General features: G+C 74.0%; 18 protein-coding genes (1 of these 18 cut by a window edge). 10 read left to right on the forward strand and 8 right to left on the reverse strand.

The features are described 5' to 3' along the window. Positions 1-15: 15 nt before the first annotated feature. Positions 16-384 (reverse strand): DUF3817 domain-containing protein, encoded by a 369-nt coding sequence (locus D476_RS0123070; RefSeq protein WP_017626287.1) that lies wholly within the window; start codon positions 382-384, stop codon positions 16-18. Positions 385-1,287: 903 nt separating this feature from the next. Between D476_RS0123070 and D476_RS0123075 the strand changes: the two genes are divergently transcribed. After that, positions 1,288-3,102: a UvrD-helicase domain-containing protein gene (locus tag D476_RS0123075; protein WP_026123779.1), complete on the forward strand. Its 1,815-nt coding sequence runs from the start codon at positions 1,288-1,290 to the stop codon at positions 3,100-3,102. Positions 3,103-3,420: 318 nt separating this feature from the next. Here D476_RS0123075 and D476_RS0123080 read toward each other — a convergent pair whose 3' ends face one another. Further along, a complete protein-coding gene (locus D476_RS0123080) occupies positions 3,421-4,833 on the reverse strand; it encodes a DUF6114 domain-containing protein (protein WP_017626289.1) in 1,413 nt (470 codons plus the stop codon). A 17-nt stretch (positions 4,834-4,850) separates the two neighbouring features. Continuing rightward, entirely contained in the window at positions 4,851-5,495 is a 645-nt protein-coding gene (locus D476_RS0123085; protein WP_017626290.1) for a DUF6230 family protein, read from the reverse strand. 223 nt (positions 5,496-5,718) lie between these two features. On the opposite strand from D476_RS0123085, the gene D476_RS0123090 reads away from it, so the two are divergent. Continuing rightward, positions 5,719-7,512, forward strand: a complete 1,794-nt coding sequence (locus D476_RS0123090) for a GMC family oxidoreductase (RefSeq protein ID WP_017626291.1) — start codon at positions 5,719-5,721, stop codon at positions 7,510-7,512. A 187-nt stretch (positions 7,513-7,699) separates the two neighbouring features. Further along, complete coding sequence (locus D476_RS0123095; protein ID WP_017626292.1) at positions 7,700-8,704, forward strand: alpha/beta fold hydrolase; 1,005 nt, start codon at positions 7,700-7,702, stop codon at positions 8,702-8,704. 203 nt (positions 8,705-8,907) lie between these two features. On the opposite strand, the gene D476_RS0123100 is transcribed toward D476_RS0123095, so the two are convergent. Next, positions 8,908-9,669, reverse strand: a complete 762-nt coding sequence (locus D476_RS0123100) for a MerR family transcriptional regulator (protein ID WP_017626293.1) — start codon at positions 9,667-9,669, stop codon at positions 8,908-8,910. Positions 9,670-9,772: 103 nt separating this feature from the next. Between D476_RS0123100 and D476_RS0123105 the strand changes: the two genes are divergently transcribed. From D476_RS0123105 to D476_RS0123120, 4 genes are all read left to right on the forward strand, one after another. Further along, positions 9,773-10,612, forward strand: a complete 840-nt coding sequence (locus tag D476_RS0123105; RefSeq protein ID WP_017626294.1) for an SDR family NAD(P)-dependent oxidoreductase — start codon at positions 9,773-9,775, stop codon at positions 10,610-10,612. A gap of 65 nt (positions 10,613-10,677) precedes the next feature. Then, a complete protein-coding gene (locus D476_RS0123110; RefSeq protein WP_017626295.1) occupies positions 10,678-11,628 on the forward strand; it encodes an AurF N-oxygenase family protein in 951 nt (316 codons plus the stop codon). A gap of 148 nt (positions 11,629-11,776) precedes the next feature. Beyond that, positions 11,777-13,369 carry a flavin-containing monooxygenase gene (locus tag D476_RS0123115; RefSeq protein WP_017626296.1) on the forward strand — a complete coding sequence of 531 codons (1,593 nt, stop codon included), beginning with the start codon at positions 11,777-11,779 and terminating at the stop codon, positions 13,367-13,369. Continuing rightward, on the forward strand, positions 13,366-13,689 hold the full coding sequence (locus tag D476_RS0123120; RefSeq protein WP_017626297.1) for a DUF4873 domain-containing protein: 324 nt from the start codon (positions 13,366-13,368) through the stop codon (positions 13,687-13,689). The genes D476_RS0123115 and D476_RS0123120 overlap by 4 nt, the downstream gene beginning before the upstream one ends. A 148-nt stretch (positions 13,690-13,837) precedes the next feature. Here D476_RS0123120 and D476_RS0123125 read toward each other — a convergent pair whose 3' ends face one another. Beyond that, positions 13,838-14,959: an adenosine deaminase gene (locus D476_RS0123125; RefSeq protein ID WP_026123780.1), complete on the reverse strand. Its 1,122-nt coding sequence runs from the start codon at positions 14,957-14,959 to the stop codon at positions 13,838-13,840. Between the two features lie 242 nt (positions 14,960-15,201). On the opposite strand from D476_RS0123125, the gene D476_RS0123130 reads away from it, so the two are divergent. After that, entirely contained in the window at positions 15,202-16,581 is a 1,380-nt protein-coding gene (locus tag D476_RS0123130) for a four-carbon acid sugar kinase family protein (RefSeq protein WP_026123781.1), read from the forward strand. 33 nt (positions 16,582-16,614) lie between these two features. Here the strand turns inward: D476_RS0123130 and D476_RS0123135 are convergent, their stop codons facing one another. Further along, entirely contained in the window at positions 16,615-17,913 is a 1,299-nt protein-coding gene (locus D476_RS0123135; protein WP_017626300.1) for an MFS transporter, read from the reverse strand. A gap of 198 nt (positions 17,914-18,111) precedes the next feature. On the opposite strand from D476_RS0123135, the gene D476_RS0123140 reads away from it, so the two are divergent. Further along, the gene (locus D476_RS0123140; protein ID WP_017626301.1) at positions 18,112-18,921 is read left to right on the forward strand and encodes an ArsR/SmtB family transcription factor; all 810 of its coding nucleotides are present in this window, start codon (positions 18,112-18,114) and stop codon (positions 18,919-18,921) included. A gap of 42 nt (positions 18,922-18,963) precedes the next feature. Here the strand turns inward: D476_RS0123140 and D476_RS0123145 are convergent, their stop codons facing one another. Beyond that, positions 18,964-20,043, reverse strand: a complete 1,080-nt coding sequence (locus D476_RS0123145) for a Gfo/Idh/MocA family oxidoreductase (protein WP_017626302.1) — start codon at positions 20,041-20,043, stop codon at positions 18,964-18,966. A gap of 851 nt (positions 20,044-20,894) precedes the next feature. Here D476_RS0123145 and D476_RS0123160 point away from each other — a divergent pair. Further along, the gene (locus D476_RS0123160) at positions 20,895-21,215 is read left to right on the forward strand and encodes an AbrB/MazE/SpoVT family DNA-binding domain-containing protein (protein WP_017626305.1); all 321 of its coding nucleotides are present in this window, start codon (positions 20,895-20,897) and stop codon (positions 21,213-21,215) included. A gap of 147 nt (positions 21,216-21,362) precedes the next feature. On the opposite strand, the gene lon is transcribed toward D476_RS0123160, so the two are convergent. Continuing rightward, positions 21,363-21,541 carry the 3' end of an endopeptidase La gene (gene lon, locus D476_RS0123165; RefSeq protein WP_017626306.1) on the reverse strand. 2,416 nt of this gene lie beyond the right edge of the window, so 179 of the gene's 2,595 nt are visible here — the last part of the coding sequence; its start codon lies beyond the right edge, outside the window; the stop codon is at positions 21,363-21,365.

Here is a 21,541-nt window from a genome sequence, read left to right on the forward strand (position 1 = left end):
GCGGGCCGGATTCGGTCAGGCGCTCCGGTCCGCCTCCGCGCGCGCGGCGGGGTCGAGCAGGCCGCGGGCGGCGGCCACGCGCTCGAACACGACGGTGCCCAGCGGAGGGATGCTCGCCGCGAGCCCGATGAGGCCGGTCCACAGCCCCCAGCGCAGGCGGTACCAGGCCGACAGCGCCACGGCGACATAGCCGATGAAGGCGACGCCGTGCAGAGGCCCGAACACGCGCACTCCGATGTCGTCGCCGACGACGACGTACTTGAAGAACATCCCGACCAGCAGACCCGCCCAGGTGACGGCCTCGATGGCGGCCATCCAGCGGAAGCCGGCGAGCAGCGACCTCCGGTGCAGGTCGGTGCGGGTCGATGCGGGGACGGTCGGCACGGTGGGGCTCCTGGTCGGTTCGCGGGCAGAGGCGGCTCAGGGGGCGTGAGGGGCGGGGGGCGCACGCGTCGGTGCACCGCCCCCAGTGTCGCCGAGCCCCGGGGGTGCTCCGATCCGGCCCCCGGGTTCGCCGTGGAACCGCACGCTGCCCCGACGTGGGCGGCGGTGGTGACGGGAGCGGTTGCCGTCCGCTGACAGGCGGGACAGCGGTCAGGGCGCGGGGGTCGTGCCCGGTTCCCCGATGATCTCGGGGGAAACGACGCTACACGCGCCATTGGCATCGATTCTCCCGAGAACAGCAACGGAGGACACCACTCCAGCGGACGCGACCGGCGTTTCCGGCGGGAGGCGGGACCTTCGTCGGCCGCGCCCAACGTCGGCGGACCGCCGACCGGCGTTGAGGGTGGACCTGACCCGCCCTCAGGGCCGTGCCCCGACCACGCTGCCCCGGTCCGATGGGAATGACACCACTCCAGGGACGCGCCCCAGGGATCCGCCGTAGGCGGCCGCGTACGGAACCGCCCCCGCCCGGCAACGGGCCCAGGTGACCGAAACCGGTCGGGGTGCCTCCGCTCCGAAGGGGATCTGTCCGGGGATTCCCCTCCCTTTGGCCTCAGTTTCGGACAGGCGATAAGTCGACTTCCGGACTCTAGACCCCGCGGAAGAACCGCAGGTCAGCGAAAGGCCCCGAACGAACGTCGCCACCCCCTCGAAAACACCATCGAAAAAGCGCCGTTGACCTGCTCGGACACGCCGATCGAAGAACCCCTCGAACCCGCCTTCCGACGGCGTTTGCCCAAATTCCGCCACGAGCATGCCCATAAGCGACAGGAGGCCCGGGACCCGGCCGACCCGGCCCCTGTGCTCACCGCTCCCTCCCCGGCGACCGGAGGCAAGAAGGACGTGCCCAAGCTCGTGATCACCCCGACGTTCCTCTCCGACTTCTCCCGTCTCGACCCCGGCGTCCGCGGCGCCGCCCTGACCGTCGTCCAGGCGTACATGGGCGGCGACGAGAGCCGCCTGGAGACCGTCGCCGACGCCGCCGACCCCCGCACCCGCCTGCTGCGCATCGGCCCCGAGTGGTCCGGTGTGCTCGTCCCCGGCACCGGTGGCGGGATGTGCCTGCTGGGGGTCTGCCGCCAGGACGACGCACTGGCGATGGCCCGCGACCGCACCGCCGTCCCCGAGGACGGCGCCGAGCTGGCTCCGCCGCCGCCGCCCGTCCCCGCCGGGGCGCCCCGCGTCACCGGCCCCGACGAGCTCGACCTGGGCGCGTCGTTCGACGAGTGGCAGCTCACCCTCCACCCCGACCAGCACCGCATCGTCGACGCCCGCTACGCCGGGTCGGCGCAGATCAGCGGCGGCCCCGGCACCGGGAAGACGGTGCTGGCCCTGCACCGCGCCGCCCACCTGGCCTCCCGGGAGTCCGCCGAGTCCCCCGACGCCCGCCGCACCGTGCTGCTGACCACCTACAACCGGCTGCTCGCCCAGACCCTCTCCGGGCAGCTCGACCGCCTGCTGCCGGACCCCCGGGTGCGCGCCCGGGTGGAGGTCGTCACCGTCGACAGCCTCGCCCGCGGCATCGTGCACGAGCACACCGGCCTGCTGCCCGACGCGCTGGGCCGCGACACCCTGGCCGAGCGCTGGCGGGAGGCGGCCGTCGGCGACGGCCTGCCCTTCTCCGGCCGCTTCCTGGCCGACGAGTGGGAGCAGGTCGTGCTCGCGCAGAACCTGACCCGGCTGTCGGACTACGTGCGCTGTGAGCGCAGCGGGCGCATGCTGCACCTGGCGCCCGAGCACCGCCCGCAGGTGTGGGACGCCATCCGCCGCTACACGGCGGCCATGCGGGTGGCCGGTGAGTGGTCCTACCCGCAGATCGCCCTGGCCGCCGCCGAGCACCTGGGGCGGGTGGGCCCCCGGTACCGGCACGTCGTGGTGGACGAGGCCCAGGACCTGCACCCGGCCCAGTGGCGGCTGCTGCGCGCCGCCGTGCCCGAGGGGCCGGACGACCTGTTCATCGTCGGCGACCCGCACCAGCGGATCTCCGACAACCGCGTGTCGCTGGCCTCCCTGGGGATCAACGTGCGCGGGCGCGGCCACCGGCTGCGCGTGAGCTACCGGGTCAGCCAGGAGATCCTCGACTGGGCGGTGCCGCTCCTGGGCCGCCGCCCCGAGGTCGGCCTCGACGACGACGCCGACGCGCTGACCGGGTACCGCTCGCTGCTGCACGGCCCCGAGCCGGTGCTGCGCGGCTGCCGCGACCGGGCCGACGAGCGGGCCGCGCTCGCCGAGTGGGTGCGGGTGTGGCTGGAGGCCGGGGTGGCCCCCTCGTCGGTGGCGGTGGCCGGGCGCAACCAGTGGGTGGTCCGGCACATGGCCAAGGAGCTGCAGGCCCGCGGCATCCCCACCGCCCCGCTGGACTCGGTGGACTCGGCCCCGGCGGTGCGGGTGGGCACCATGCACAAGCTCAAGGGGCAGGAGTTCCGCTGCGTGGCGGTGGTGGGGGTGAGCGACCCGCTGCTGCCGCCCAAGGCCGCCCTGGACGCGGCCGAGGGCGACCCGGTCGCCCTGGAGCAGGTGCACCAGCAGGAGCGGAACCTGCTGTTCCTGGCCTGCACCCGGGCGCGGGACGCGCTGTACGTGTCCTACGTGGGCGCGCCGAGCCGCCTGGTGCCGCACGGGGTCCGGGAGGCCGAGGAGGAGGCGGCCGCGGTCTGACCGGGTTCTGACCGGGTGACGGGCGGGCGCGGCCGGAGGGACCGGCCGCGCCCGTTCCGCGCCGCCGGTATCGGCACGAATGCGTCCCCCGTCCCGCCCGCTCCACGGCCTCCGCGCCGTCTCGGGGGGACGCCCCCGCGAGCGCGGTTTCGGCGTCGGCCTTCCCGGCATGCGCGAAGGCGGGGAGGGGCCGGGGCCGATGGCGGCGTCCGCCGACGGCGCGCCACAGGCCAGGGCTTCGACGGCGGGCCGGATCCGCCCCTGGGCTGCGACCGGCGGGCCGACCCGGCCGGGCGGAGGCCGCACCGCTCCCGCCGGTCAGATCCCGTCCCGGTCGGCCATCAGGTCGAGGCCGTCGACGGACAGGTGGGCCGCCTCGGCCACCGGGCGGGACACGTCCACGTCGGTCACCACCATGTAGGGCAGCAGCAGCGGCGGCGGGAAGTCCGGGGTGAAGGTCAGCTTGATCCCGAGGATGCGCACGGTCATCCGCTGGACGTGCAGCACCACCGTCGACCCGTCGCGGCCGGCGAGGTTCATCTCGGGCAGGGCGAGCGAGGCCCGGCCGCCGCCGTGCCTCCACCACAGCTCTCCGCCGGTGACGTCGCCCTCGCGCATCACGATGCGCAGGTAGCGTTCAGGGCCGTCGCTGGCGGGGTACTCCACGACCCCGCCGAACCACGCGCCCCGCATGGTGAGGGAGTCGGCGGTCAGCCCCGACTCGGCGTTGGAGGCGGTGAAGCGGTCGTCGCCCTGCTCCACCCGGACCTCGGGGGCGGTCCCCTCCTCGTCGGCGGCCTCGCAGGCCTCGACCGCGTCCAGGAACTCCTGCTCGTCGGCGGCCAGCGCGTCCCGGCCGGTGCGCAGTTCGCACTCGGCGGGGTCGGCGTCGGCCTCCTCCCCCTCCCCCGCCTCGGCGTCCTCGTCTCCGTCTCCCGGGCCCCGCTCTCCGGCGCCGCCGTCCCCGGTGCCCTCGTCGGAGTCCTCCTCGGCGCCGTCCTGCCCGCCACCCGTGCCGTCGCCGGTGTCACCGCCCGTGCCGCCGGACGGGGGCGGGGAGGGCGAGGGGGAGTCCGTGGGGCCGGGCTCGGCCGGGGCCTCCTCCTCTCCGCCGCCGAACCAGTCGTCCCAGGGCCACCAGTCGGCCGGGGCGGCCGCGGCGGGCAGCACCAGTGCCAGGGCGAGCGGCAGGGCGACGGCGGCGTGGGCGCGGGCGGGGCCTCCACCGGTGTCCTCCCCGCCCGCGCCCGGCCCGTCGGCGGCCTCGCCGCCCGCATCGCCGTCCGCCCCGCCGTCCGCGTCCTTCCCGCCGCCGTCCGCCCGGTGGGCGGCGCGGCGGCGGGGCGGGCGCGACGGCGTCCAGGAGAACACCATCGCCCCGCCGACGATGCCCAGCAGCATCCCGATGACGAACCCGCCGAAGTTCGCGGTGACGAACGAGGCCACCGACAGCAGGCTGCACACGACGCCGTAGAAGAGCCGCTGCTGCGGCTGCACCCAGGCGAGCACGCCCAGCGCCATGAGCAGGATGCCGATGAGGTACACCGAGATCCCGGCGATCCCGGCATAGATCACCAGGTTGAGCGGGAGCACGAGGGACTGCGCGGCCGGGGCGACCATCATCTCCACCCCGGCGATGAGCACCAGCAGCCCGCCCCAGAAGGGGCGGGTGCGGCGCCAATCGCGGAATGCGCGGAGCACCCCGCGCCCGTTACCGGAGGTCAGCGGCATCGTCTAGGAGCAATCGTCTAGTAGCACTCGTCTTCACCGGGTTTCAGGGACAGCTTCAGCCCGGACAGCTTCAGGCTGCCCGCGTTGACCGCCCACGAGGTGATCTTGGGGTCCTTCACCGAGATCGTGTCGGACTGCAGGCCGAAGCCGCCGGTCGGACCGGCGCCGCCCTCGGCCTTGTCCAGGGTGCTGGCGTCCCGTCCGATCTCGATGTTGGAGAAGGACGCGTTGCCCTGGAGCTGCTCCACGTCCATCACCAGGTTGGTGCCCTCCACGGGGGTCTCCTCCCCGGCGCCGATCCGCAGGGTCGCGGTGCCGATGGGCAGGTCGATCAGGGAGGACATGCACAGGTCCTGCAGCTCGGCGTATTCGACGGTGCTCAGCCCGACGGGCCGGGCGCTGTCGTCGACCGAGGTGGCGACGTCGCCGTACTGGGTGAAGCCCTCGCCCTCCAGCGAGGCGGCGGACATCTTGAAGCTGTCGCCGGAGACGGCGAAGGAGGCCGCGAGCAGCCCCTGGGTCGTCATCATGCCCAGGATCGCGGCGGCGCCGAGGCCGGGGAGGACCACCAGCGCGAACCGGCGCCAGCGGGTGCCGCCGGAGGCGGCGGCGGGGGCGGAGGGGGTGCCGGTGGGGGTGCCGTCGGTCGAGGGATCGGCCATGGGGTGACTCCTGCGTTCCAGGTCCGCAGGTCAGCGGACGATCGGGGGGTGGGGTGCTTGCGCGGGCCACCGCCTCGCGTGTTACATGGACCACGCCTTACTCGGGGGTAGTGACGAACATTACAATAGCGAATGTCACATTTCCAAGTGCATGATTCGCCGCGCGGACGCAACGAATCCGTCACGGCGGCGGCGGATCCCCCGACGAAGGAAAGGTGCCACGTTGGCCTCCCTCAACGCCGGCAGCACCGCGCCCGCCCCCGGCGGCACCGCGTCCGAACGCCGCTACGACGTGCTCGTGATCGGCTCGGGGTTCGGAGGCGCGGTCAGCGCCCTGCGCCTCACCGAGAAGGGGTACCGGGTGGGGGTGCTGGAGGCCGGCCGCCGGTACACCTCCGAGACCCTGCCCAGCAGCTCATGGGACCTGAAGAACTTCATCTGGGCCCCCTGGCTGGGAATGTACGGCATCCAGCGCATCCACGTCCTGCGCGACGTGATGATCCTGGCCGGCGCCGGGGTGGGCGGCGGCTCGCTCAACTACGCCAACACCCTCTACGAACCGCTCGACGACTTCTACCAGGACCCGCAGTGGCGGGGCATCACCGACTGGCGCCGCGAGCTGGCTCCCTACTACGACCAGGCCAAACGCATGCTCGGGGTGCGCACCAACCCCACCGTGACCCCCTCGGACGCGCACCTGCGCGAAGTCGCCGAGGACATGGGCGTGGGCGAGAGCTTCCACCTGGCCCCCGTGGGCGTGTTCTTCGGCGATGGCTCCGACTCCGACGGCACGGCCTGCGCCGCCCCCGGCGAGCGTGTGAAGGACCCCTACTTCGGCGGGGCGGGGCCCGAGCGCCGTGCGTGCATCGAGTGCGGCGAGTGCATGACCGGCTGCCGCCACGGCGCCAAGAACATGCTCACCGAGAACTACCTCCACTTCGCCGAGAAGGGCGGAGCGGCCATCCACCCGATGACCACCGTGGAGCGGGTCCGCGAGCTGCCCGGGGGCGGATACGCCGTGGACACGCTCACCACCGGCGCCAGGCGCAGACGCGCCGCCGCCCGGACCTTCACCGCCGACCAGGTCGTGGTCGCCGCCGGGACCTGGGGGACGCAGAACCTGCTGCACCGCATGCGCGACTCCGGGCTGCTCCCCCGCATCTCCTCCCGCCTGGGCACGCTGACCCGCACCAATTCCGAGTCCCTCGGCGGCGCCATGACCGCCAGCACGGACCCGCCCGAGGACTTCTCCCGGGGCGTGGCCATCACCTCCTCCATGCACCCCGACGCCCACACCCACGTGGAGCCGGTCCGCTACGGCAAGGGCTCCAACGCCATGGGCATGCTCGCCACCATCCAGGTCCCCGGCGGGGGCCGGGTGCCCCGCTGGGTGCGCTTCCTGGGGCTGGCCGCCCGGCACCCCTATGTCTTCGCGCGCAGCCTGTCGGTGCGCCGCTTCTCCGAGCGCGCCATCATCGGGCTGGTCATGCAGTCCCTGGACAACTCGCTGACCACCTACACCCGGCGCGGCGCCTCCGGCCGCCGGGTCCTCACCTCCCGCCAGGGCCACGGCGAGCCCAACCCCTCGTGGATCCCGCAGGGCCAGGAGGTGCTCTCGCGCCTGGCCGAGAAGATCGACGGCTTCCCCGGCGGCACCGTCGGCGAGGTGTTCAACATCCCGCTCACCGCGCACTTCCTGGGCGGCTGCCCGATCGGCGACTCCCCCGACAGCGGGGTGGTCGACCCCTACCACCGCCTCTACGGCCACCCGGGCATCCACGTGGTGGACGGCTCGGCGGTCTCGGCCAACCTCGGGGTGAACCCCTCGCTGACCATCACCGCCCAGGCCGAGCGGGCGATGTCGTACTGGCCCAACAAGGGCGGCACCGATCCCCGGCCCGCCCCCGGCGAGGCGTACCGCACCGTGGCGCCGGTGCACCCGGACTCCCCCGCCGTCCCGCCGGGGGCCTTCGCCGAGCTGCGCTTCTCCCGCCCGCTGCCGGTCTCGCCCGCCTGAGGCGCCCCGGGCCCGCACGCCCGGCCGGGACATGGGCCCCGGCCGGGACGCGGGCCCCCGACCGGGGAACAACCCACGTGAGGCCCGACCCCTCCCACCGGGAAGGAAGGAGCGCACGCCGGAGGCACCGCGTGGGAGGCGCCCCCGACCCTGCCGCGACGGCGGCCCGCACCCCCCGAGGACCCGCATGACCCCCCTGCGCCATACGGCGGACCTGGCCGAGACCGTGACCACCCCCGACGGCGCCGAGCTGCGCCTGCGCACCCGCGGACCGGCGCGGGCCGCGCGCACCGTCGTGCTCGCCCACGGACTGGGCCTGAGCTGCGACACCTGGGCCCCGCACACCACCCGGCTGGTGGCGGGCAGCGGCGGACGGCTCCGCGTCGTCCGCTGGGACCTGCGCGGGCACGGCGGCTCGGGCCGCGGCACCGCCCGGATGGACATGCGCCTGCTCGCCGACGACCTGGCGCGGGTGGTCACCGCCTGCGCCCCGGACGGGCCGGTGGTGCTGGGCGGCCACTCGCTGGGCGCGATGGCCGCGGCCCGGCTGGCGGCCGACCGCCCCGGCCTGTTCGGCGGCACCGTCACCGGGGTGCTGCTGGCCGCCGGGGCGGCGGCCGGGCCGGACCCCTCCGCGTCCCCGTCCCTGTCCCCGTCCGCGGGCCGTGGCCGCGCCCGGCTGGTCGGCACCGCGGTGGCGGCGGGGACGCGGCTGGCCGGGGCGGCGCCCCGGGCGGTCGACGGGCTGCGCCGCCTGGTCCCGCACCGGCTGCCCGCCTACCTGGCGACGGTGCGGCGGACGGCGTTCGGCGAGGGCGCCTCCGAGGAGCAGGTGGCGCTGTGCGCCCAGCAGCTCCACGCGGCCCCGGCGGACGTGCTGGCCGCCGGGCTGTCGGCCGTGGCCCGGCACGACGTGCGGGGACGGCTGGAGGCACTGCGGCGGGTGCCGGTCGTGCTGCTGTCCGGCGGCCGGGACCGGGTGGTCCCGGACGGAGTCCGCAGGGCCCTCGCACGTGAGCTGCCGGAGGCCGAGCAGGACGTGGCCGAGGCGGCCGGGCACATGGTCCCGGCCGAGGAGCCCGAGCGGGTCTGCACCCACCTGGCGCGCCTGGCCGGGGTCACCCTGGACCCGCCCCCTCGGGAACGGGCCGCGCCGGTCTCGGGAGAACCGGCGCTGGAACCGCCCCGGTAGGGGCGTCCGCCCCGAGACCGACGGGGGAGTCCGGGAGGCAGGGGGTCCGCGAGGCAGGGGGCCGGAACGTGCAGCGCGCACCCGGGAGGCGGAGATGGCGTTTTCCGCCCCCGGACGCCGCCGGTCAGGAAGAATCAGCGTTCGGGGGCCCGGGCCGCCCCCGGCCGGTGCAGGGCCGCCTCCGGAGGGCGCCACCCGGGCGGTCAGGCGGGCCGGGGCTCCTTGCCGGAGGAGATGTGTTCAAGGACGTCGGAGAAGTGCTCGCCGATGACCTCCTGGATGTGGCGGGCCATCGAGCGGGCGAGCATCGCGTCCACCGCCGTCTGGGCCAGCGGGCGCAGGCGGCGCACCAGGTCGGCCGCCTGGGCGATGTCGTCGCCCTGCAGGATCCCCTCCGGGGCGTGCGCCGACAGGATGTGGTCGGCGATCTCGCGCACCAGCCCCTCGGAGGCCTCGTCGATGAACCCGCCGAGCTGCTCGGCGATGTCGAGCACGCGCGAGACGGACATCCCGGCCGCCACCAGCTCGGCCCCGGCGTGCAGGAGCCGGGGGCTGGGCGCCCGGAAGCGGTCGCCGTCCACCTCCAGGAGCCCCATCGCCAGGGCCCGCTCGATGTTCTCGTCGGTGACGTCCCCCCGGAAGAGCTCGACCAGCTCCTCGAAGGTCAGGTGCGCCGGGATCTCGTCCGACCAGGGGTCGCCGATGGCGGACTCGAAGCCGAGCACGTCGTTGAGGTCGCCGCCGCGCTCCCAGACCGAGACGAGCTCGCTGATGTTGGCGAAGGTGTACCCGCGCTTGAGCAGCTGGGCGATCAGCCGCAGGCGGGCCAGGTGGGCCTCGGTGTAGATGCCCACCCTCCCCTCCCTGCGGGGCGGGGACAGCAGGCCCCGGTCCTGGTAGACGCGCACGTTCCGCACGGTCGTGTCGGCGAGACGCGCCAGCTCGTCGATCCGGTATTCGGCCATGGCTCCACCCTAGGGAAATTCGGTCGCCCGCACGACTTCACCCTCTTGCACTGTAACAATGTCCGTTGTAACGTTCCGGCAAGACATGTGGAGGAGATCACATATGCCCCGACCCTCTCTGGGCGCCCTCCGTGGCAAGCGCGTCCTGGTCACCGGCGCCTCCGGCGCGTTCGGCTCGGCGGGCATGCGGGTGCTGCGGCACCTGGGCGCCGACGCCGTCGGCCTGGACCGCAAGCCCGACGACGCCGGACAGGTGCTCGCCTGTGACGTCACCGACGAGGACGCGGTCCGCCGCGCCGTCGGCGCCGCCGCCGAGCGGCTCGGCGGGATCGACCGGCTGATCCACTTCGCCGGGGTGGGCCCCGCCGTGGACGTGGGCGCCATGCCCGACCAGTGCGTCCGCGAGGCCCTGGAGGTCAACCTGCTGGGGACCTGGCGCACCACCGCCGCGGCGCTGCCCTCGCTGGTGCGCGAGAAGGGCCGGGTGGTGGTCACCGCCTCGCTGCTGGCGGGGCTCCCGCTGCCGTTCGCCTCGGCCTACGTGGTCTCCAAGCGCGCGGTGACCGCCTACGCCGACTCGCTCCGCGCCGAGTACGGAACCCACGTGGGGGTCACCACCGTGCACCCCGGCTACGTCGACACGCCCATCCACGACGACTCCCGCGCCGCGGGGGTGTCGCTGGACGGGCTGGTGCCCGCCGAGCGCCTGCGCGACACGGTGCTCGCGGTCCTGCGCGCGGCGGCCGCGCCCCGTCCGCCGCGCGACGTCGCCTCCACGGCGCTGGGCACCGCCGCCCTGCGCCTGACCCGGCACGCACCCGGACTCGTCGACCGGGTGACCGCCACCGAGATCGCCGACCTGGTCCGCGAGGGCAGGCTGTCCGGCGGGGAGATCGCCCGCGGCCTGCACGAGCGCCACGGCGCCCCCATGCCTCCCGGCTAGGTTCCGGCCGGGTCCCGCCGCCCGACCGCCCGGCCGCCCGCCCGCACCCCCGAAGGAGAACCGCCATGACCGTGCAGGCCGATCCGAAACCGACCGTCACCGACCGCGAGGACATCGCCAAGCGGCTGCTGCGCTCCTCGGCCAAGGCCTCCTACGACCCGCTCGTGGAGATCGACTGGGACGCGCCGATCGACCGGGACCGCTACGCCCTGGCCCCGCACCGGGTGTCGCTGTACGGGACCGAGCTGTGGGACCGCCTCTCCGAGGACCAGCGCAAGGAGCTGAGCCGGCACGAGGTCGCCAGCATCGCCTCCATCGGGCTGTGGTTCGAGACCATCCTCATGCAGATGCTGATCCGGCACGCCTACGACCGCGACCCCACCACCAACCACGTGCAGTACGCCTACACCGAGATCGCCGACGAGTGCCGCCACTCGGTCATGTTCGCCAAGATGACGCAGAAGCTGGCGGGGCGCCACTACCGGCCCGACTTCATCACCCACAACCTGGGCCGGGTGTTCAAGGCGGTCTCCAACGGGCCGCTGACCTTCGCCGGTGCGCTGTTCGTCGAGGAGATCCTCGACCAGCTCCAGCGCGAGGGCATGGTGGACGAGACGCTCGACCCGCTGGTGCAGGCGGTCTCCCGGATCCACGTGGTGGAGGAGGCGCGGCACATGCGCTACGCCCGCGAGGAGCTGATCCGGGACTGGGACCGCCACGGCGCCGTCTCCAAGGCCTACAGCCGGTTCGTGCTGGGCCTGGTCGTCTACTTCGCGACCACCAGGCTGATCAGCCCCGAGGTGTACCGCTCCGTGGGGCTGGACCCCAAGGAGGCGGCCAAGGCCGCCCGGCGCAACCCCAACCACATCGACACCAAGACCTGGGCGGCGCGCAAGGTGGTCGCCACCTTCGACCGGGCCGGGCTGCTGGCCGGGCCCGCCAAGTACGTCTGGCGCCGGGCCGGGCTGCTGGGCCGCAAGGGCGCCCCGGCCCCCGTGGCGGCGGCCGCCGCATGACACCGGGCGCCCGCGTCACCGGGCGCCCGCCGAGCCGCCGGCCCGCGAGCCTATCGCGCCTGAGCCCGCGGGCCGGCTCTCCTCTCCCCTCCGCCCCACCCTCCCCTTCCTTCCCAGCACCCCGCAGCGCCGAAGGGATAGCAACGACGTGACCGAGAACGAGACCACGGCCCCCCATTACCGGGTGGCCGTCATCGGCTCCGGGTTCTCCGGGATCGGCATGGCCGCCCGGCTCAAGCGCGCCGGCCTCAAGAGCCTGGTCCTGCTGGAACGCGCCCACGACGTCGGCGGGACCTGGCGGGACAACACCTTCCCCGGCGCCGCCTGCGACGTGCCCTCCCACCTGTACTCGCTGTCCTTCCGGCTCAACCCGGGCTGGTCGCGCACCTTCTCCGGGCAGGAGGAGATCCACGCCTACCTGCGGCAGGTGGCCGAGGAGGAGGACGTCTACCGCCACGTGCGCTTCGGCTACGGCGTGGCCGGAGCCCACTGGGAGCCCGAGGCCAACCGGTGGCGGATCGAATCCGAGGACGGGCGGACGGTCACCGCGCAGTTCCTGATCAGCGCGTGCGGGGCCCTGGCCGACCCGTCGGTCCCCGACATCCCCGGGCTGTCGGACTTCCAGGGCACCGTGTTCCACTCGGCCCGCTGGGACCACTCCCGCGACCTGACCGGGCGCAACGTCGCCGTCATCGGCACCGGGGCCTCGGCGATCCAGTTCGTGCCGCAGATCCAGCCGAAGGTCGGGCGGCTCGACCTGTACCAGCGCACGCCCCCGTGGGTCATCCCCAAGCACGACCGGAACGTCACCCGCCTGGAGCGGTGGCTGTTCCACAACGTGCCCGGGGCCCAGCAGGTGTTCCGCAAGAACATCTACTGGGGGCGGGAGACCTACGTCCTCGGGTTCGTGAAGTACCCGGCGCTGATGAAGGGCGTCGCCGCGCTCGCCAAGGCCCACCTGAGGCGCCAGGTCTCCGACCCCGGGCTGCGCGCGAAGCTGGTCCCGGACTTCGTCCCCGGGTGCAAGCGGCTGCTGCTGTCGAACGACTACTACCCCTCGCTCGACAAGCCCAACGTCGACGTGGTCACCGACGGGATCAAGGAGATCCGGGAGAAGTCGGTCCTGGCGGCCGACGGCACCGAGCGCGAGGTCGACACCATCATCTTCGGCACCGGCTTCCACGTCACCGACATGCCGGCCGCCAAGATGGTGCACGACGCCGAGGGGCGCAGCATCTGGGACCGCTGGGGCGACGACCTGGAGTCCCTCAAGGGCACCACGGTCTCCGGCTACCCGAACCTGTTCATCCTGGCCGGGCCCAACACCGGCCCCGGGCACACCTCGCACGTGTTCTTCCTGGAAGCGCAGATGCGGTACGTGATGTCGGCGCTGCGCTTCGCCGCGCGCAACGGGGTGGACCGGCTGGAGGCGCTGCCCGAGGCCCAGGCGGCGTACTCGGCGCGCATGCAGCACAAGACCCGCGACTCGGTGTGGGTCACCGGCGGCTGCGACAGCTGGTACCTCAACTCCAAGGGCCGGAACGTGACCCTGTGGCCCGGGTTCAGCTTCGAGTACGCGCTGCAGACGCTCCGGTTCGACCCGCACAACTACCGGATCCGCAAACAGGTCCCGCGTGCGGCGCGGAGCGCCCCCGCCGCGGCCCCGGCGCGGGCCGGGGGAGGGCGCACCGCCGGGGGCGCGCAGGCGTCCGGGGCCGCCCCCGAGGAGGTGGCGGTGTGAGCGGGATGGGCGACGACGAGGAGGAGTACCGGGGGCCGGTGACCCTCGTCTTCGACGGCCGCCCGGTCGAGGCCGAGGCGTTCATCGCCGGACACTTCGACCCCCTCACCGGGGCCTACGCCTGGGTGGGCCGCGTCGGGCCGCACCCCGGTGTCGCCGCCGAGTACGACGCGGGCAACACCGCCGTGCTGGTGCGCACCCCCGAGGGCCACGAGGGGGCGGGGCGGCTGACCGACCGGAACGTGTGGGGAGGCCACCGCCTCCAGGGCACGGGTGCGCCCCCGTTCGCGGTGCCGGTCGTCGATCCGGCGGAGGACTGAGGCCCTACCGCCCCACGGTCACTCCCCGGTGGCGCGGGGAGGCAGCGGGCGCCGGGCGGGTGGAGTGCAACGAAGGGGACCGTTCACTCGCCCGGCCGCCCGGTTCCCGGCCGGAGGGCGCCGCGCGCCCCGCCCCTGACCGGGCCCCTCACCAGGGGTCCTCCTGGCGGAAGAACGCGGCCCCGGCCGATTCGGCGCGCAGCCGCGCGAACCCGGGCTTGATCACCCGGTCGATCAGCTCCAGCCGCTCGTCGTGCGGGATGAAGGCGGACTTCATCGCGTTCACCGTGAACCAGCGCAGCGTCTCGGTGCCGTACCCGAACTCCTCGCTCAGCCGGGCGAACTCCTCGGTCATCGAGGTGCCGTGCAGCAGCCGGTTGTCGGTGTTGACCGTCACCCGGAACCGCAGCAGGCGCAGGACCTCCACCGGGTGCTCGGCCAGCGCGGGCACCGCACCGGTGTTGACGTTGGCGGTCGGGCACAGCTCCAGCGGGATGCGCTTGTCGCGCACGTAGGAGGCCAGCCGCCCCAGCTTGGAGGTGCCGTCCTCGGCCACCGCCACGTCGTCGATGATGCGCACGCCCTGGCCCAGGCGGTCGGCCCCGCACCACTGGATGGCCTCCCAGATGGAGGAGAGGCCGAACCCCTCGCCCGCGTGCAGGGTGAGGTTGAAGTTCTCCCGGCGGATGTGGTCGCAGGCGCCCAGGTGCCGGGTGGGCGGGTAGCCCGCCTCGGGTCCGGCGATGTCGAACCCGACCACCCCGGCGTCCCGGTAGCGCACCGCCAGCTCGGCGATCTCCTGGGCGTCGGCGGCCTGGCGCAGCGCCGTGAGCAGCAGCCGCACCCGGATGCCTCGGCCGAACAGGCGGGCCTTGGCGGTGCCGACGCGCAGGCCCTCCAGCACCGCGTCCACCACCTGCTCGCGGGTGAGGCCGCCGCGGGTGTGCTGTTCGGGGGCGATCTTGACCTCGGCGTAGACCACACCGTCGGCGGCCAGGTCCTGGGCGCACTCGGTGGCCACGCGTACCAGGGCGGGCGCGGTCTGCAGCAGGTCCAGCACCGGGTCCAGGCGGGCCAGCAGCTCCTCCTGGGACCCGTGCGCGGCCGAGAACCACTCCTGCAGGCGGTCCGGGTCGGTGGCGGGCAGCCCCTGGTGGCCGGTCTCGGCGGCCAGGTCGACCAGGGTGCTCGGGCGCAGTCCGCCGTCCAGGTGGTCGTGCAGCAGCACCTTGGGCATGCGCCGGATCGTGTCGCGTGCGAGTCGAGTCATCGTCCTCCTTGGCGAAGTTCGCGGAAAAGCTCAGGTCACGTGCTTAAATTGCCCGAGATTCTAGACCACCCGCGGGCCCCGCCCCCGCTCGCAGGGCTGTGAGACGCCTCTCTTACGCCCCCCGCCCCCTCTACCCGCCGCGGAGGCGGACCCGCACCCGCCCCGCGGATGAGAGATTTGACGGTGAGGAACCGGGGCGGCGCGGGGCCGTCCGGCCCAGAGCGCGCAAAGGAGCGTCCACCGTGGCTCGCATACTCGTCGTGGCCGATGACCTCACCGGGGCCAACGCCACCGGGGCCCGCTTCGCGCGGACCGGGATGCGCACGGCCACGGTGACGCCCGAGCAGGTCGCGGCGGTCGCCGACGAGTACGACGTGGTGGTGGCCAACCTGGACAGCCGGCACCTGCCCCCCGAGCAGGCCGCCGACCTGGTCACCGACGTGGTGGAGGCGGTCTGGCCGGTGGACCTGGTGGTCAAGCGGGTGGACAGCACGCTGCGCGGGAACGTGGGCGCCGAGGTGGAGGCCGCCTGGCGGGCGGTGCGCGAGCGGGTGCCCGAGCGGCTGGCGGTGCGCGCCCTGGCCGTGCCCGCTTTCCCCGCCACCGGCAGGGTCACCGTGGACGGGGTGCAGCTCCTCGACGGGGTGCCGCTGGAGTCCAGCGAGGTGGCGGCCGACCCGTTCTGCCCGATGGACACCGGGCTGGTGTCGAGGATCCTGGGCCGCCAGACCGGCCTGGCGGTGCGGCACGTGCCCGCCCGGCAGGTCACCCGGGAGCTGCTGGTGGCCGAGCTGACCGCGGGCGACGAGCCCATCGTGCTGTGCGACGCCGCCGACGAGAGCCGCATCGAGGACCTGGCCGAGGCGGCCGCGGAGGCGCGCCGCACCGAGGGCGTGGTGTGGGTGTCGGTCGACCCCGGTCCGGCGGGGGCGGCGCTCGGCTACGCGATGCGGCTGCGCGGGCGGGCCGGGGCGCCGGGGCCGCTGCTGGCGGTGGTCGGCAGCACCACCGGGCTGACCAGGCGCCAGTTGGAGACGGTCGCGCGCACCGGACCGGTCCGGTTCGTGGACGTGGACCCGATGCTGCTGGCCGGGACCGGCGGCGAGGGAGAGGGCGGGGAGCCGCCGCCGGAGCCCGAGGAGTACGCCGAGGAGTTCGCCGCCGCCCTGCGGGAGCGGCTCTCCGGGGCGGTGTTCCCCGAGTTCGTGGTGGTGCGGGCCTCCGTCCCGCCGCAGGGCGCGCCGGGGGCGGGCGCCGCGCTGCGGGCGCTGCCCCGGCTGCTGGCCGAGGTCGTCGCCGAGGCGGTTCGCGACGTGGAGTCCGACTCGGGGGCGCACGCCTTGCCGACCGGGCTGTACCTGAGCGGGGGCGACCTGGCCGCGAGCCTGCTGGACGAGCTGGGGGTGCACTCGTTCACCGTGGCCGGGGAGATCGTCCCGCTGGCGGTGCACGGCACCCTCGGCGGGGGCCCATTGGACGGGGTCCCGGCGGTCACCAAGGGCGGGCTGGTCGGGGATGCCACGACGGCGGTGGAGTGCTTCGGCCGACTGCGCCGGGCGGCCCAGGCACGGCTGCACCAGGTGAACGCGGAGGTCCCCGAGCACATCCTGCCGAAGGTCTGACCCCGTCCGGCGGACCGACGGGGCGGCGCCCGGTCAGGCCGCTGCGCCCCGCCCCTCGCCCCTCGGCGCGGCCCGGAGCGCCAGGCCGCTCACCAGCGCCAGCGTGCACAGGGCCGTCACATATCCGACCACGGCGCCCCACCCCCAGGTGTCGAAGACGACGCCGCCGAGCCAGCCGAAGGCGCTGGAGCCCAGGTAGTAGGCGAGCGTGTACAGGGCGGCGGCCTGGGCGCGCGCGAACGGGCGGGCACGGTGCCCGACCCACGCCGATGCGGTGGTGTGCGCGGCGAAGAAGAAGAACGTGAGCACCAGCAGCCCGGCGGCGACCACCGGGAACGCCGGGAGGACGAGCAGGGCGGCTCCCGCGGCCATCAGCAGCACGCTCGCGGCGAGCACCGGGTGGCGGCCGAACCGCTCGACGGCCCGCCCCACGGCGGCCGAGCCGGCCGTCCCCGCCAGGTAGGCCACGAAGAGGAACGCCACCACGGTCTGGGACAGCCCGAAGGGGGCGTCCATCATGCGGAAGCCCAGGTAGTTGTAGACGGTGACGAAGGCGCCCATGAGGAGGAGGGCGTGGGCGTACAGGGCGAGCAGGCCGGGGTCGCCCACGGCGCCGCCGACGCGGCGCAGAAGGCCCTGCCCGCCCCCTGGACCGGCCCCGTGCGCGGGTGCCCGTCCGGCCCCGGCGCCCTCCGCCCCGTCCTTCCGCCGCCTGTTCCGCGGCCGGGGGGCGAACCCGCGGGCGGGCGGCACGGCGGCGAGGAAGACGACCAGGGCGGCCAGCGCCAGCAGCGAGTCGGCGCCCACACCCCAGCGCCAGCCGCCGAGGTCGGCGACGGCACCGGCGACGAGGCGGCCGGACATGCCGCCGACGGTGTTCCCGGCGATGTAGATCCCGGCGGCGCGGGAGAGGTGGGAGGGGGCGATCTCCTCGGCGAGGTAGGCCATGGCCACGGCGGGGACGCCGCCGAGGAAGGCGCCCTGGAGGGCGCGCAGCAGGAGCAGGGACCAGATCTCGGGGGCGAAGGGCGCGGCGAGCCCGAGGACGGTGGAGACGGCGAGGGCGGCCGTCATGGTCCCGACCCGGCCGAACCGGTCGGCGAGCCCGCTCCAGACCAGGACGCACGCGGCGAGCCCGGCGGTGGCGAAGGAGACCGACAGCGCGACGGTGGAGGCGGCGGCGGAGAAGTCGTCGGCCATCCCGGGAAGGACCGCCTGCACCGCGTAGAGCTGCGCGAACGTGGCGACGCCCGCAGCGGTCATCGCCACCGTGATCCGCCGGTACCCGGAACTCCCCGCCGCGTGCCCGAGGGCGTCCCGCCCGGTGGCCAATGACTCGTCCACTCATCCGACGTTAGACCGCGGAGTCCGCCCCGGCCCACCCGCCGAACGGCGGCGGGAGGTATCTCACATTCCGTCACACCGATTCCCACCGCGTCGGGCGCACCCCGCGGCCGGACCCTTGACATGCAGCCGTCTGGCTGCCTAATGTTTCATGCAGCCAAACGGCTGCATATTGAGAAGGCGGAGATGGACGAGGTATTCAAGGCGCTCGCCGACCCTGCCCGCCGCACACTGCTGGACAGCCTGAACGTCCGCAACGGGCAGACCCTGCGCGAACTGTGCACGGAACTGGACATGGCGCGGCAATCGGTGAGCAAGCACCTGGCCCTGCTGGAAGCGGCCGGCCTGGTCACCACGGTCCGGCGCGGCAGGGAGAAGCTGCACTACCTCAACGCCGAGCCGATCAACTCCATCGCCGAGCGCTGGATCAGCCGCTACGACCGCGAGCGCGTGCGCGCACTCGCCGACCTCAAGCACGCACTGGAGACCACCGCCATGGACACCACCGCGTTCGTGTACACCACCTACATCAAGACCACCCCGGAACGGCTCTGGCAGGGCCTGACCGCCCCGGAGTTCACCCGCCGCTACTGGGGCCTGGAGTTCGACTCCGACTGGGCCGCCGGGTCGGCCATGACCTGGAGGCAGCAGGACGCGACGATCGAGGACCCCGAACAGGTCGTCATCGCCTCCGAGCCCTATCGGCGCCTGTCCTACACCTGGCACACGTTCACGCCCGAGTGGGCCGGGGCGGTCGGGGTGGACGAGGCGACCCGCACCGCGCTCGCCGCCGAGCCGCGGTCCCGGGTCACCTTCGAGATCGAGCCTGCCGGGGCCACGGTCAAGCTGACCGTGATCCACGACGGATTCGAGCCGGACAGCACCTTGCGCGGGATGATCCAGGAGGGCTGGCCCGGCGTCGTGTCCGGCCTGAAGACCCTGCTGGAGACCGGAGAGCCGCTCCCGGCCCCCGACTCCGCCGAGGAGGCCGGGTGAACCGCACCCGGTCGGGCCGCTCCCCGTCCGTCCGCCCGGGCGCTACTCCCCCGGGCGGACGGAGCGGTGTTCGCGGGCGCTCTTGCGGGCGGCTTCGATGACCTCCAGGCCGTGGATCACCTCGTGCGGCTCCACCGGGACCGGGTCGCCCTCCCCCACGGCCTCGCGGACGCCCTCGTAGAACGACGGGTAGGACCCGCGCTCGGACGGGACGCGGCGCAGGTCGCCCTCGGCGCCGACCAGGCCCCAGGAGTCCTCCGGCTCGACGCCCCAGTCGGAGGCGTCGGGGGTCTCCCCCGCGGTCAGGCGGGCCTCCTGGGAGTCCATGCCCTCGACCGTGAACCCGGCCTCGTCGCCCAGCACCCGGAAGCGCGGTCCCGGGCGCGCGGCCAAGGCGCCCATCCACAGGTGGGAGCGGACCCCGGTGCCGTGGGTGAGGGCGAGGAAGGCGTCGTCCTCGGCGCCGACGCCGGGGCGGCGGGCGTCGAGTTCGGCGTAGACCCGCTCGACCGGGCCGAAGAGGTTGACGGCCTGGTCGATCAGGTGCGGCCCCAGGTCGTAGAGGATGCCGGAGCCGTCCTCGGCGGCGCCGCGCTCACGCCAGGTGTCCTTGGGGCGAGGCCGCCACCGCTCGAACCGCGACTCGAACCGGTGCACCCGCCCGAGGGCGCCCTCGTCGATCAGCTTCCACAGCGTCAGGAAGTCGGAGTCCCAGCGGCGGTTCTGGTACACGGTCAGCACGTGGCCCAGCTCCTGGGCGAGTTCCGTGAGCCCCCGTGCGCGGGCGGCGTCCAGGGCGAAGGGCTTGTCGACCACCACCGACATCCCGGCCTTGAGGGCGGCCTCGGCCAGCGGGGCGTGCGTGTCGTTGGGGGTGGTGACCACCGCGATCTCGAACTCCCCGGCCCGGTCCCACAGCTCGTCGACGGAGGCGATCACCTCGGCGCCGGGGTGGCGCCGCCGCACGGCCTCCTGCCGCTCGGAGTTGCCGGTGACCACGGCGGCCAACCGCAGTCCGGGGGTGGCCTCGATGAGCGGGGCGTGGAACACCTCCCCGCCCTTGCCGTAACCGAGCAGAGCCACGTGCAGTTCCGGGCCGGCGTGCGCATTCGCTGTGGTCATGCGGCCAATCTAAGGGACACGGCCGAGGGCCTCGTGCGCCGCCCGTGACGCGCACCGGACGCGGGCCCTTCAGTCCGAGCCGGAACCGTCCACCGGCCACAGCCGGACGGGCCCGTCCCCCTCCCCTGTGGCGAGCATGTCCCCGTCCGGGCTGAAGGCCAGGGGCCCCACAGAAGTCGCATGACCCGTGTCGATGGTCAGCACGGGCTCGTTGCCGTCGGTGGCGGCAGCGCTGGGGCTGCGGCCGGGGCCGGGGACGCCGCCCTACTCGGACACCCGCGCGCTGATCACCGACTGCTGGGATCCCGACCCCGACCGGCGGCCGCCACCGGACGCGATCCTCGCCCGCTTCGAGGCCCTGGCCGCCCCCGGCGCCGAGCCCGCGCCCGAAGAGGGCGGATCCGCCTCCTCGGCTCCGGACGCCGCGACCGTCGCCATGTCGCCGGGGTCCGGGCCGCGGCCCGATGAGGCGGTGCACGGTCTCGGCCATGGTGGCCCCGTTGAAGGGGGTTGGTGCCGGTGGCGGCGTAGGCGAGGACCGCCCCCAGGGAGAACACGTCCGAGGACGGACCGACGCGGGAGCCGTTCGTCTGCTCGGGCGACATGTAGGGCAGGGCGCCGAAGACCGCTGGCGCAGGGGGCACGAGTGCACCCGGCTCGTCACCGAATCGCCACCGGCTCGCCCGCGTCCCAGAGCAGCACTGACGGTGAATACCGTCCACTTTCGCTGAAGGCCGGACACCGTGTACAGAGCTTGGCTAGAGTCGCGCCGTCCGAAGAGTTCTATGGGTGAAGGCCGAAGACGAATGTCCGTACTTACCGAAAGACCACTCCACAGCTACCGTGGAGACATGGACAAGCACGTGGGTTTCGGAAGCGTCTCCTCGACCGATGGCACCCTGGTCGTCCCCCCCGAGGTGCGGCGAGAGCTCGGTTTGGACAACCCCGATGCCGTGGTGGAGTTCGTCGTCCGAGAGGGGGAGGTCGTGCTCCTTCCCCGGGTCGCCGTCCACCCGAACGACGTGTGGTTCTGGGAGGAGGGGCAGCAGCGGGCCGAACGCGAGGCGGACGAGGAACTCGCCGCCGGAGAGGTCAACCCTCCCATGACCGGGGCGGAGTTCCTGTCCCATCTGGAAGAGGTAACCGGTGAGAAGCTCGGCGAGGGGCCGTGAAGTTCACGTCCCTCAAGCAGTTCGACCGCGAGCTCGGGCAGCTCCCCAGGGAACATAAGCGCATGTTCCTGGCCGCCGTCCATAAGGACTTCATCCCCGCCATCGCGGCCGGCGCGTTCTCCGGATCGCCGCCATGGCCGACACGCCTCAGGATCCACAAGCTCGGTGGCCACGATGTGTACTCGCTGACGTGGAACTTTGCTTCGCCGGACGGGCGGGCCACCTTCCACATCCAGAAGGACGAGGTCGGTGATCCATTGCTCGTCTGGCGGCGCATCGGCAATCACTCGATCTATAAGGACCCCTGACACACCGGCGGGGCCGCC

Origin of the sequence: Nocardiopsis chromatogenes YIM 90109 (assembly GCF_000341185.1) — a bacterium.
GTDB lineage: Bacteria > Actinomycetota > Actinomycetes > Streptosporangiales > Streptosporangiaceae > Nocardiopsis_A > Nocardiopsis_A chromatogenes.